This window comes from Sphingomonas chungangi, assembly GCF_013778325.1.
In the GTDB taxonomy this organism is placed as follows: Bacteria; Pseudomonadota; Alphaproteobacteria; order Sphingomonadales; family Sphingomonadaceae; genus Solisphingomonas; species Solisphingomonas chungangi.
The window spans coordinates 167,630-179,618 of record NZ_JACEIB010000007.1; the positions used below are offsets into that span (position 1 = coordinate 167,630).

Below are 11,989 nucleotides of genomic sequence, written 5' to 3' on the forward strand. Positions count from 1 at the left end.
TCGCGCCGGCCGAGAGCGACCTTGCCGAGGCCCGCGCGCTGCTCTCCGCGTAGGACGAGGCGGTCGCGGCTGGACAATCGGTGCTCCGCTGGCACGGGGTGTGATCGATCGCCCTGTGGCGGAACGCGCCAGAAGACTTCTCGCGCGAGCATGAAACCGAATGGCGGGCTTTTTGACCGTCGCGCCTGCCACGACTCGGTTTCCATGCCAACTCGCACATAAAGATACGTCGGGGGGGGGTAAGTGACGATCAGCAAGCGTTATGTGGCGGGTCGCTACGGACAGGTGCATCTACGTGAGACCCAGGCCGTTGCGGGGCAGCGGCCCCTGATATGCCTCCACGCAACGGCCTATTCGTCGCGAACGTTCGAGCCGCTGATGGAGAAACTGGCGGGGCGGCGCCAGCTTATCGCGCTCGATACGCCCGGCTATGGCCAATCGGACGCGCCGCCGACACCGATCGCACTCGCGGACTATGCGCGCGCGATGCTGGAGGCAGTCGTGGCGGCGGCGGCATCGCCGGTCGATCTGCTCGGATATCATACCGGCGCCTATATCGCGGCCGAGGCGGCGATCCTCGCGCCGGGAGTCGTCCGTAACCTCGTGATGATCGGCATTCCCTATTTCGAAGCGCTCGATCCGGTCGCGTGGCGGAGCAGGCTGTGCCATCGCCACGAACTGGGAGGCGAGCTCGCGCAGTTTTCGGAGCGGTGGGACTATCTCGTCGCGTCTCGCGATCCGGTCATTCCCCTCGGCCGCGCCTTTGCCAATTTCCGCGACGAACTGGCGGCATGGCCGAACGGTTCCTGGGCGCATGAGGCCATGTTCGATTGGGATGCCGACGCGCGATTGCCGATGGTGCCGGTGCCGACCCTGATCCTCAATCCGCAAGGTCACCTCGCCGAGCCCTCGCGGCAGGCGGCAGCGCTGATTCCAGATCATGCGATCGAGGAGCTGCCCGGTCTTTCGCCCGCGATATTCGATGCCGGCTCCGAAAGGGTCGCCGCGAAGCTCGAAGAGTGGCTCGGCATCTCGACGTTGGTATCGTCAGAGCAGGGATGACCCCGGATCGGTGTCGCCCTGTCCGATAACGGCTCGGAACCGGTCGATGACGTAGCGGGCCTGCGGGGTAAGCGCGCCGCCTCTGCGGAAGAACAGGCCGATGCGGGTGTGTTCGACCGGGGTCTCGCAGCGGATCGGCGTGACGTGTCCTGTATCGATGTCGGGTTGCACGACGTCCTGCGGCAGGATGGTCAGCAAATCCATGTCGCGTACCGCCTGGCGCAGCAACGAGATCGAGTTCGTCTTGACCGGCTGCGCCGGAATCGCGAGCCCGCGGGTCTCGAAGAAGGTCTGGAATCCCCGCTGGACGCTGCCGCTGCTCAGCATCGCCCACTCCGCCTCGGCAAGCTGCTGAACGCTCGCCTCGGCACCCGCCGCCAGCGGATGTCCGCGTCCCGCGATCACCCGCGAACGATGTTCGCGCAACGGCTCGATCTCGATATCGTCGCTGCGGTGGATCGGCCCGATCAGGCCGAAAGCGAAATCGACGGCTTCGACACGCACCTTGTCGATCAGCTCCACGAAGCCGTCGGCGATGACGGTCACCCGGAGCTGCGGGCGTTCCCGGCGCAGATGCCGGAGAAGCTGTGGCACGAGATAGGCGGTGTAATTCTGCGTGATGCCGAACGTGACCTCGCCGATCCGCGCGCCCTGGATGGCTTTCACTTCCTCGATCGAGCGCTGCACCTCGTTGAGGATCACGCGCGCCCGGCGCATGACGCTCAGGCCATATTCGGTCGGCTCGACACCCTTGGCGCCGCGCACGAGTAGCGGCACGCCGAGCCGTTGCTCCAGGCTCTTGATGCTGCGGCTCAGCCCGGATTGCGAGATGAAGTTCTTGTCCGCCGCCTTGAGCAGGTTGCCATGTTCGACCGCCGCCAGAAGATGCCGGAGTTGCTGTATCTCCACTTCAGCTCCCTACGCTGCCCGGCCGAAGTGTATGACGGAAATTCAAGGATACAAGGAAATCATTGAGTAGCGCGAATACCGCCGTTCCGGCCACTACGTTTCTCGCCTTGGCCGGATGGCGGTTGATATCGTCGAAACGCCTGTCCCGCGGTCTCCGGTCGGCGCCATGATCGCCGGACCTCAGAAGGAGCGGGGACAGGCATGGCCTATCGATTGGGCGTGGACGTGGGGGGCACGTTCACGGATCTTCTATTGCTGGAGGCTGGCACGGGATCGTTCTGGCGTCACAAGACGCCGTCGACGCCGCATGACAGCTCGGAAGGAATCCTCGACGGCGTGGAGGCGATCTGCGCAAAGGCGGGGATCACGCCGGCCGAGGTGGAGATCTTCCTGCACGGTACGACGGTCGCGACCAACGCGGTGCTGGAGGGCAAGGGCGCGCGCGTCGGCCTGATCGTCACCGAGGGCTACAAGCAGGTCATGCAGATCGCGCGCAGCTTCGTGCCCGGCGGTCTGGCCGGCTGGATCGTATGGCCCAAGCCCGAGCCGCTCGCCAAGCTCGAGGACACGGTGGAGATTGCGGGGCGCATGGATGCGCAGGGCGGCGAGGTGCGGCCGATCGACGATGCCGACATCCGCGCGCAGCTCGAAAAGCTGAAGAGCCGGGGCGTCGAGGCGCTGACGGTCAGCCTGATGAACGCCTATCTCAACGGCGCGCACGAGCTGCGCGTGGCGGAACTCGCCGCCGAAATCCTGCCCGACGTGCCGATCTCGCTCAGCCATGTCGTGCTGCCCGAGATGCAGGAATATGAGCGCACGCTGACGACGGTCGCCAACGCCGCTGTGCGCCCGGTGGTCGGCCGCTACGTCCGCAACCTGCGCGACAAGCTGCGCGGCGCGGGCATGGCCGGCCAGCTGTCGCTGCTCCGCTCGGACGGCGGCCTGATGTCGTCGGAAAAGTCCGAGGAGCATCCCGTCTCGCTGCTGATGTCCGGTCCGGCCGGTGGCGTCACCGGCGCGCTGTGGGTCGCCAAGAATGCGGGGCTGAAGAACATCCTGACGCTCGACGTCGGCGGCACCTCGACCGACGTGGCGCTGATCGAGAATCTCGACGCGCGCCGGGTGCGCACCACCGAGGTCGGCCATCTCTCGGTGCGCGCCTCCGCGCTCGACGTGAAGACGGTGGGCGCCGGCGGCGGCTCGATCGCCTATGTGCCGGAACTCACCAGGGCGCTGCGCGTCGGCCCGCAATCGGCGGGCGCGGTGCCGGGGCCGGTCGCCTACGGCAAGGGCGGCACGCTGCCGACCGTGACCGACGCCAACGTCGTGCTCGGCTATCTGCCGGAGGCGCTGCTCGGTGGCACCTTCAAGCTCGACCGCGAAGGCTCGATCAAGGCGGTGCAGACGATCGCCGACGCGCTCGGCATCGATCTCTACGCGGCCGCGCGCGGCATCATCGACATCGTCAACGAGAACATGTTCGGCGCGCTGCGCATGATCTCGGTGCAGCAGGGCTACGATCCGCGCGACTTCGCGCTGATGGGCTTCGGCGGGGCCGGCCCGATCCACGTCAACGCGGTCGCGCGGCTGATGGGCAGCTGGCCGGCGGTGTCGCCCGTCTCGCCCGGCGTGCTCTGCGCGCTCGGCGACGCGACGACCCGGATGCGCACCGAGACCGCGCGCAGCTTCTCCACTCTCGCCCGCGATTCGAAGGTGTCAGACCTGACCGCCGTGCTCGACGAGATGGCCGCGCAGACGCGCGCGTCGCTGATCGCGGACGGCGTGCCGGAGGCGGACATCACCGTGCTGTTCGAGGTCGACGTCCGCTATGCCGGCCAGGCCTTCGAGGTTCCGCTGATGCTCGATCCCGAGATGCTCGGCCGCGACGGCATCGTCGGAATCACCGCCCGTTTCGATGCGGAGCATGAGCGCCTCTTCACCTTCACCATGGAGAGCCCGCACGAGATCGTGAACCTGCGCGCGGTCGCACTCGGCACGGTGCTCGAGCTGCCGGCGCCGGAACTGCCCAAGGGCGACGGCGATCCGATCGCCGCGAGGCTGCGCGATCACGAGCTGTGGATGGAGGGCCGGATGATGCCGGCCGTCATCTACGATCGCGCGAAGCTCAGGCAGGGGGACGTCATCCCCGGGCCGGCCATCGTCATCGAGATGGATTCGACCACGCTGATAGAGAGCGATTGCGTCGCCACCGTCGATGCCTTCGGCAACATCCTGATCAACCCGGCGACCTGAGGATCATCGACGATGCCCGCCCGGATCATCCAGACCAACCCCACCCCCTTCGCCCAGCAGGCGATCGACCCCGTCAGCCTCGACATCATCGAGAATGCGCTGCGCAACGCGCGCATCGAGATGGACGCGACGCTGGTGCGCACCGCCATGTCGCCCGGCATCCGCGAGCAGGGCGACAGCTTCCCGCTCATCGCCGACCACAACGGCCGCATGATCGTCGGCCAGTTCGGTTCCTATATCGGGCCCTTCCTCGACGGCTTCGAGGGCACGATCGAGGAGGGTGACCTGATCATGCTCTCCGATCCCTACTCGGTGGGCGGCGCGATCAGCCACTCCAACGACTGGCTGGTGCTGCTGCCGGTGTTCAAGGACGGGCGGCTGATCGCCTACACTTCGATGTTCGGCCACATGTCGGACATCGGCGGCAAGGTGGCGGGATCGATGCCGATCGACGCGCGCTCGATCTTCGAGGAGGGCGTGCGCATCCCGCCTGTGAAGATCTACGCCAAGGGCCAGTACAATGCCGACCTGGTCAAGCTGATCATGACCCAGACGCGCACGCCGGACTGGTGCAAGGCCGATCTCAACGCGCTGATCGCCTCGTGCCGGGTCGCCGCACGCCGCGTCGTCGAGATGGCGGACCGCTTCGGCGACGACCTGTTCGTCTCGGCGACCGAGGAACTGCTGGCGCGCAATCACCGCGCGATGGCCAGCCTGATCGAAAGCGCGATCGGCGACACGCCGGTGAGCTTCGAGGATTTCATCTGCGACGACGGCCTCGGCTACGGCCCGTACCGGATCAAATGCACGATGTGGAAGCAGGACGGGCGCGTCGTGCTCGATTTCGACGGCACCGATCCGCAGTCCGAAGGATCGATCAACTTCTACCTCAACGAGAACATGCTGCGCATGTTCTTCGGCATCTACATGATCATGGTGTTCGATCCGCAGATCCTGTTCAACGACGGCTTCTACGATCTGATCGACGTGCGCATACCCGAAGGCTCGCTGCTCAAGCCCCGCTTCCCGGCGGCACTGTCCGGCCGCACCCATGCGCTCGGCCGCATCTTCGACATCCTCGGCGGGCTGCTCGGCCAGAAGACGCCGGAATTCCTCAACGCCGCCGGTTTCTCCTCCTCACCCCACCTCTTCTATTCGGGCACCGACAAGAAAGGCGAATGGTTCCAGCTCTTCCAGATCGGCTTCGGCGGCATTCCCGGCCGCCCGCTCGGCGACGGGCCGGATGGCCACTCGCTGTGGCCGGGCTTCACCAACGTGCCCAACGAGTTCCTCGAACGCTATTTCCCGCTGCGCATCGAGCGCTACGAGACCGAGGCGGATTCGGGCGGCGCCGGCCTGCATCGCGGCGGCAACGGCATCCGCATGACCTACCGCTTCCTCGAACCCGGCACGATCTCGATCCACGACGACCGCTGGTTCACCAAGCCCTGGGGCGTCAACGGCGGTAAGCCGGGCGCCCGCGCACGCAAGGTCCTCGAGAAGCCCGACGGCACGCAGACGGTGGTGGGCAACAAGGCGGAGAACATCGTCGTCGAGAAGGACGACCAGCTCCACTTCATCACCTGGGGCGGCGGCGGCTGGGGCGACCCGCTGGAGCGCGATCCCGCGCTCGTCGCCCACGAGATCGTGCAGGGCCTCGTCACCGTCGAGGGCGCGCAGGCCTATGGCGTCGCGATCGTCGATGGCGAGGTCGACGCCGCCGCCACCGAGGCGCTACGCGCCCGGATGCGCGACGACCGCGACGCCACGCTGCCGACCTTCGATCACGGCGCGGACATCGAGACCCTGCGCGCGGGCTGCCAAGCCGAGACCGGCCTCCCGGCCCCGATCCAGCCGCGGTGGCAGCTTGCGATGGCGGCCGAATGAGCCGGGACCTCGATGCGAATTACGCACCGGCCTTCGGCGGTGAACTCGGCTTCGGCAAGCGGCCCGCGCTGCTGCTCGTCGATGTGGTGATGGCCTATCTCACGCCGGGCTCGCCGCTCTACGACCCTCGTTTCACGGACGCCCTGGCGTCGTGCGAGCGGCTGACCGCCGCCTGTCGCACGGGCGGCGTGCCGGTGATCTTCACCAACGTCTCCTATCGTGCGGGCGGCGCGGACGGCGGCCTCTTCTACAAGAAGGTGCCCGCGCTCCGGGCGTTCCTGGAGGGCTCGCCCGGCGGGGCGTTCCCGCCGACGCTCCAGCCCGAGCCGGGCGAGCTGGTGGTGACCAAGCAATATGCCTCGGCTTTCTTCGGCACCTCGCTCGCGGCGACGCTGACCGCTTCGGGGATTGATACGTTGCTCATCGCCGGTTTCTCGACCTCCGGCTGCGTTCGCGCGACGGCGCTCGATGCGCTTCAGCACGGCTTCGTTCCCTTCGTCGTCGCCGATGCCTGCGGCGATCGCGACGCGCAGCCCCACGATGCCAATCTCTTCGACCTCTCGAAGAAATATGCCGAAGTCGTTTCGGAGAGCCGCGCGATCACGCTCATCGCTCGGGATTGAAGGCGTGCCTGCTACCTTTCCCACGCATTTCGAAGGAGGACTTCGCCGGGTGACGACCGGAGTTGCTCCGGACGGCAAGGCGGTCGTCGTTGCGGATGAGCGAGTCCAGAATGTCGGAAATGCAGTTATCATGTGGCAACGTGACGCTGCGCCGGTGATGGGAAATCCGGTGTTGCCGCCGGTCGACGGCTGGTGGCCGCCCGCGGGGGGCGTGCGCGTCAGCCTCAGCACCCGCGCGCCGGATCGGCTCGCCCGGGAGGCCGGCCGGCCGTCGCCTTTCCCGGACATCCATGACGCGGCCGGTTTTCATGCCAGTCGCTCTGCCGATATCGTCATCGTCATTGCGGGGCGCATCTGGTGCGAACTGGACGATGGCGTGGAGGTGGAGCTGAATGCGGGCGATGTCCTCGTCCAGAACGGCACCCGCCATCGCTGGCGCAATCATGGCGAGGACTGGCCCGTCATGGCCGTGATGATCGTCGGTGCGAAGGACAAGGAGGACGGCGTATGACCATCGAGGAATATGACGGCCGCCTGGCGATCCTGATCGATCCTGCCGCTCGCGAGGGGCGGGGGCGGTCGCTGATCTTCGCCGCCGCGCGCGACATTCGCGACGAGGACGTCATCACCCTGACCGCACAGGGCGGCATATGCACGGTGACGATCAACGAGGGCGCCATGATCCGTCTGGGTCTGTCGCCGCAGGGCGGGCCGCCGCCGGGTGGCGACGCACCCTATTTCGGGACGTCGGCGGAAGCGCGGGCCTGCACCGAGACGGGGATTTCCGCGAAGGAACGCGCGCTGACCATGAGAACGTTGGGGGGCCGGGATGTCGGCGCGGACGATATCCAGTCGCCGGGGCACATCATGGTGCAGGTGGCGCGCAACGTCCTGCGCGACGGCGCCAGCCTGCCCGAAATGGCCAATGCCCTGCTGGCGGCGACCACGGATACGCGCTTCGCTGCCTGGGCCGACATCCTCGATGCATCCGGCGAAGTCGCGGGCGCAGACGATGGGATCGCGCTCGCCCGCCGGCTGGACGTGCCGCATTTTCTGTCGTCCGACGTGATCCGTCTGTCCCGCGAGCGGCTGGCGCCCTGGGTCGACGTCATGCGCTTTTCACAGGAGCGCTTCGGCGCCTGAACGGAGTTTCTTCATGAAGTATCGTCAGCTCGGCCGTTCGGGCCTCACCGTCTCCGTCGTCGGGCTCGGCTGCAACAATTTCGGGGGCAGCAGCACGGCCATCGCCGGAGCCAACGCAGCCTATGGCCTGATGGATCTCGAACAGACGCGCGCCGTCGTCGACGCCGCTTTCGACGAGGGGATCAATTTCTTCGACACGGCCGATCTCTACGGCAATGGCGGGTCGGAGACGTTCCTCGGCCAGATCCTGAAGGACCGTCGCCACGATGTCGTGCTGGCGACGAAGTGGGGCGCCGGCATGGATGCGCGCCACGATATCGCCTGGGGCTCGCGCCGCTATATCCGGCAGGCCTGCGAGGCCAGCCTGCGCCGCCTGGATACCGACTATATCGATCTCTACCAGATGCACTGGCCGGATGGTCGCACGCCGATCGAGGAGACGATCGCGGCGCTCGACGAGCTCGTCCAGGAAGGCAAGGTGCGCTATCTCGGCCATTCGCATTTCGCGCCGTGGCTGATGGCGGACGCGCAGTGGATCGCGAAAACCGAAGGCCATGAGCGCTTCATCTCGGCGCAGGATCATTACAGCCTCCTGGCGCGTGGCGCCGAGGCCGAGCTGATACCCGCCTGCGATCGTTTCGGGGTCGGGCTGCTGCCCTATTTCCCGCTCGCCAACGGGTTGCTCACCGGCAAATATCGCCGGGGCCGGCCGATGCCCGAGAATACGCGGATGGCCGGAAAGCCGATCGACGACCGGCTCTACGATCTGATCGAGGCGCTGATCGGCTATGCCGAGGAGCGCGGTCGGACGCTGGTGGATATCGCGGTCGGCGCGTTGCTGACGAAGGATGCGGTGTCGTCGGTGATAACCGGCGCGACCAAGGCCGCGCAGATCCGGTCGAATGCCGCCGCCGCAAGCTGGCTGCCGGACGCGAAGGACATCAACGTCCTGAACGAGCTGCTAAAGGCGCACGAGAGCGCTGTCAGCCACTGATCGCGAGATCGGCGGCGGCCGTGTCCGCCGCGATCATGCCGAACACGCCGCACGCGGCGAGGGCGCCGGCATAATGGAGATGGTGGACGCCGCCAGCCGTCCCGGGCACCGCATATAGGCCTGGGACCGGCGTGCCGGCCGCGTCGAGCGCGCGCGCCGACGTGTCGATTGCTACGCCGCCATAGGTCATGCTGATCCCGACCGCGACCTTGATGGCGAGAAAGGGCGGCGATGCGATCGGATGGCGGGCGTCGGCGCGCGGAATCGTCAGCCGATCGGCGGTACCGGACACGATGGCCGCGTTGTAGTCCGCGACGGTCTCCATCAGTCCGACGGGATCGACGCCATGCCCGGCAAGACCCGCAGCGAGTTGCGGCACCGTCGCGCCGCGTACCACCAGCGCGCCGGCGCGTTCGGCCTGCCCGATGCTGTCGAGCAGAAGGGCCGGGCCGTGCCCTTTCCATGCGATGCGGGCATGGCGAAGCAGGCGGGCGTAGCGCAGGCTCGATGGACGCAGCAGCTCGCGCGGCACCTCGTAGCGCGCCGGCCGACGCCGGATCGCGTCGTCCATGACGACCCAGAGGCTGCCGGGCTGGCGGGCGGCAGCGTTGATCGTGGTGCCGTTCAGCTCGCCCGCGCTTTCGTCGACGAAGCGACGCCCGGTCGCGTTCACGACGATGCCGTGCTGGGCGTAGAAGGCGCTGAGCGTGATCGGGGCCATCGGATCATGCCAGTCGATCCGGCAGGGCGCTGCCGGCATGAGATGGCCGTAGATGCTGTCCATCGCCGGTGTCGCCGCCGCGCCCGCCGCCAGTGCCATGCGCAGCCCGTCACCGACGTCGGTCGCCACCGCGCGGCGGACGGTCGCCTCCGGGCCCAGGCCGACATGGCGTTCGACCAGATCGGGCGCGGCCTGGAAGCCGCCGGCGGCGAGGACGATCGCCCGGCCGCGAAGCGTCAGGGTCTGGTTGTCTCGCTCGACTTCGATGAAGTGGTGCGTGAGGGAGCGCGCGCGCGTCCGCGTCCAGAGCGTGCCGCCCGCTGCCCGGTAGCGCATGACGAGATGATCGAACCAGCGCCGACGATGATGCGGCGCCATCGTGCGGCCGAGCTGATATTTGAGCAGCCCGAGACCGCGGATGACGGTGCGTTCGTATGCGCCGGGCGCGCCGGTCGACGTCAGCCAGTCGACATAGGGGCGAAATCCGTCGAAAAGCGCGCGCGTCAGGCGCTCGTCCGAAAGCGGTGTATGCCGGCGATAATCCTCCCAGGTCTCGGCGCCCCATATGTGCAGGCCGCCGCCGGAAAAATAGGCGGTACCGCCGACCTCGTTTCCCGCCTCGATCAGGATCGTGCGCAGGCCATGTTGCGCGCCCCGCACGGCGGCGGTCAGTCCACCGAGACCGGCGCCGACCACGATCAGATCGAACGATTCGGTGATGTCCGTCATGCTTTCGGACTGCGCCGGCACGGATGTATGCGCGCTCGGCAAACCGCGAATGCCCGCTATGCGGTGTTCGCGGTTTTGCAGGCTCGCGCCGCGCGGCTTGCTTCCCGACCGTGGGCGCGATGTCGATGATGTGGGGGTGTTCAGCATGCACGAAGGAATCGAGCGCCGCCGGTTCGGCCAGTGGATGGGCGCCGCGTTCGTCGCCGCTGCCATGCCGAAGATCGCGATCGCGCAGACATCGTCGCCGATGGATCTCACGATCGCCGACGCGGCGCGACGGATACGCGAGGGCAGCCTGACCGCGAGCGCGCAGGTCGAGGCGTCGCTCGGCCGGATCGCGATCTACGGCACAAAGCTCAACGCCTTCATCAGCGTCTTCGCCGACCGCGCCCGCGCCGAGGCGCGGGTGCTGGACGCGGAAATGCGTGCCGGACGGTCGCGCGGGCCGCTCCATGGCGTCGTGCTGTCGGTCAAGGACAATATCGACACCGCGGGCGAACGCACCACGGGCGGATCGCCGGCCTATCAGATGCGCGTACCCGTGGAGGACTCCCCGTCGATCGCGCGGCTGCGCGCGGCAGGCGCCATCATCATCGGCAAGAACAATCTCAACGAACTGGCGATGAGCGATGGCAGCCAGTCTTTCTACGGCCGCGTCCGTAATCCCTGGTCGCTGGATCGGCAGACCGGCGGCTCGTCGTCGGGCTCCTGCGCGTCGGTCGCCGCGCACCTCGTCACCGCCGCGGTCGGCACGGACACCGGCGGCTCGATCCGCAACCCGTCCGCATGGTGCGGAACGGTGGGGCTCAAGCCCACCAGCGGCCTCGTCCCCAATCGCGGCGGGCTGCCGCTGACCCCGTCGCTCGATACGGTCGGGCCGATCACCCGCACCGTCGAGGATGCCGCGCTGATGCTGGGCGTGATGGCCGGGTACGACCGGCTCGACATCACGAGCGAACAGCACGAGCCCGAGGACTATGTGGCGCAGATGCGCAAGCCCGTCGCCGGGCTGCGCGTGGCGCGCCTGCTCGGTCATTTCGATCGGCTGGAGCCCGATGTCGCCGCAGCCGTCGAGGCGGCGATCGGCACGATATCCGGCCTCGTCGGAGGAAGCATCGGCGAGGCGTCGCTTCCGGACGGCGGCCGGGCCATGGAGCTGATGCCGTTCGGCGAGACCCGCGCCTGGTACGCCGACGATCTCGCCGCGCACCGCTACCTGTTCAGCGAGCTCGATCGGGCGACCCTCGACGCCGGCGCCGACGTCAAGGCGGAGGACTATATCCGGGCGCGCTGGGAGATGGATCTACTGCGCCGGACGGTCAACGACAGCTTCGCCTCGATCGACCTGATGCTGTTCCCGACGATCCATGTCGTGGCGCCGAAGCTTGTCCAGCCCGGCCCGCCCGATCCCAACGGCGCCCGCGCGCCGGGTGCGCTGTTCGACGCGGGGCTGATCAACGTGCTCGGCCTGCCCGCCATATCGGTGCCCTGTGGCTTCAGCCGGGAGGGATTGCCAATCGGACTTTGCATCGTCGGCCCGCGCTTCGGCGAGGGGCGCATCCTGTCGCTGGCTCATGCCTATGAGCAGGCGACGGCCTGGCACCTCCGGCAGCCCGCGTTGAGGCCGTCGACACCCGTGCCGCCGATTCCGGCAGCCTAGCGAGACAT

General features: G+C 67.7%; 10 protein-coding genes. 8 read left to right on the forward strand and 2 right to left on the reverse strand.

The window, feature by feature from the left end; translation table 11 throughout:
• Nucleotides 1–243 precede the first annotated feature (243 nt).
• The gene (locus tag HZF05_RS12030; protein WP_160366605.1) at nt 244–1,062 is read left to right on the forward strand and encodes an alpha/beta fold hydrolase; all 819 of its coding nucleotides are present in this window, start codon (nt 244–246) and stop codon (nt 1,060–1,062) included.
• Here HZF05_RS12030 and HZF05_RS12035 read toward each other — a convergent pair.
• Nucleotides 1,048–1,971 carry a LysR substrate-binding domain-containing protein gene (locus tag HZF05_RS12035; RefSeq protein WP_160366606.1) on the reverse strand — a complete coding sequence of 308 codons (924 nt, stop codon included), beginning with the start codon at nt 1,969–1,971 and terminating at the stop codon, nt 1,048–1,050. The genes HZF05_RS12030 and HZF05_RS12035 overlap by 15 nt on opposite strands.
• A gap of 201 nt (nt 1,972–2,172) precedes the next feature.
• On the opposite strand from HZF05_RS12035, the gene HZF05_RS12040 reads away from it, so the two are divergent.
• Genes HZF05_RS12040 through HZF05_RS12065 form a run of 6 tightly spaced genes read left to right on the forward strand, consistent with a single transcriptional unit; the run spans nt 2,173 to nt 8,871 of the window.
• Nucleotides 2,173–4,224 carry a hydantoinase/oxoprolinase family protein gene (locus HZF05_RS12040; RefSeq protein ID WP_160366607.1) on the forward strand — a complete coding sequence of 684 codons (2,052 nt, stop codon included), beginning with the start codon at nt 2,173–2,175 and terminating at the stop codon, nt 4,222–4,224.
• 12 nt (nt 4,225–4,236) lie between these two features.
• Nucleotides 4,237–6,111 (forward strand): hydantoinase B/oxoprolinase family protein, encoded by a 1,875-nt coding sequence (locus HZF05_RS12045; RefSeq protein WP_160366608.1) that lies wholly within the window; start codon nt 4,237–4,239, stop codon nt 6,109–6,111.
• Nucleotides 6,108–6,734 (forward strand): isochorismatase family protein, encoded by a 627-nt coding sequence (locus tag HZF05_RS12050; protein WP_160366609.1) that lies wholly within the window; start codon nt 6,108–6,110, stop codon nt 6,732–6,734. The genes HZF05_RS12045 and HZF05_RS12050 overlap by 4 nt, the downstream gene beginning before the upstream one ends.
• Before the next feature lie 49 nt (nt 6,735–6,783).
• Nucleotides 6,784–7,245, forward strand: coding sequence for a cupin domain-containing protein (locus HZF05_RS12055; RefSeq protein ID WP_181638857.1), 462 nt, complete (start codon nt 6,784–6,786; stop codon nt 7,243–7,245).
• Nucleotides 7,242–7,877, forward strand: coding sequence for a 3,4-dihydroxy-2-butanone-4-phosphate synthase (locus HZF05_RS12060; RefSeq protein ID WP_160366611.1), 636 nt, complete (start codon nt 7,242–7,244; stop codon nt 7,875–7,877). Before HZF05_RS12055 ends, HZF05_RS12060 begins: the two co-directional genes overlap by 4 nt.
• A gap of 13 nt (nt 7,878–7,890) precedes the next feature.
• The gene (locus HZF05_RS12065; RefSeq protein ID WP_160366612.1) at nt 7,891–8,871 is read left to right on the forward strand and encodes an aldo/keto reductase; all 981 of its coding nucleotides are present in this window, start codon (nt 7,891–7,893) and stop codon (nt 8,869–8,871) included.
• On the opposite strand, the gene HZF05_RS12070 is transcribed toward HZF05_RS12065, so the two are convergent.
• Nucleotides 8,861–10,321 carry an FAD-dependent oxidoreductase gene (locus HZF05_RS12070; RefSeq protein ID WP_160366613.1) on the reverse strand — a complete coding sequence of 487 codons (1,461 nt, stop codon included), beginning with the start codon at nt 10,319–10,321 and terminating at the stop codon, nt 8,861–8,863. The genes HZF05_RS12065 and HZF05_RS12070 overlap by 11 nt on opposite strands.
• Before the next feature lie 145 nt (nt 10,322–10,466).
• On the opposite strand from HZF05_RS12070, the gene HZF05_RS12075 reads away from it, so the two are divergent.
• Nucleotides 10,467–11,981 carry an amidase gene (locus HZF05_RS12075; protein WP_160366614.1) on the forward strand — a complete coding sequence of 505 codons (1,515 nt, stop codon included), beginning with the start codon at nt 10,467–10,469 and terminating at the stop codon, nt 11,979–11,981.
• Nucleotides 11,982–11,989: the final 8 nt, after the last annotated feature.

Excerpts from the sequence above, each read along its gene's own strand:
- HZF05_RS12040 (WP_160366607.1), top strand. The coding sequence starts at position 2,173 with ATGGCCTATCGATTGGGCGTGGACGTGGGGGGCACGTTCACGGATCTT.
- HZF05_RS12045 (WP_160366608.1), top strand. The coding sequence starts at position 4,237 with ATGCCCGCCCGGATCATCCAGACCAACCCCACCCCCTTCGCCCAGCAG.
- HZF05_RS12050 (WP_160366609.1), top strand. The coding sequence starts at position 6,108 with ATGAGCCGGGACCTCGATGCGAATTACGCACCGGCCTTCGGCGGTGAA.
- HZF05_RS12060 (WP_160366611.1), top strand. The coding sequence starts at position 7,242 with ATGACCATCGAGGAATATGACGGCCGCCTGGCGATCCTGATCGATCCT.
- HZF05_RS12065 (WP_160366612.1), top strand. The coding sequence starts at position 7,891 with ATGAAGTATCGTCAGCTCGGCCGTTCGGGCCTCACCGTCTCCGTCGTC.
- HZF05_RS12070 (WP_160366613.1), bottom strand. The coding sequence starts at position 10,321 with ATGACGGACATCACCGAATCGTTCGATCTGATCGTGGTCGGCGCCGGT.
- HZF05_RS12075 (WP_160366614.1), top strand. The coding sequence starts at position 10,467 with ATGCACGAAGGAATCGAGCGCCGCCGGTTCGGCCAGTGGATGGGCGCC.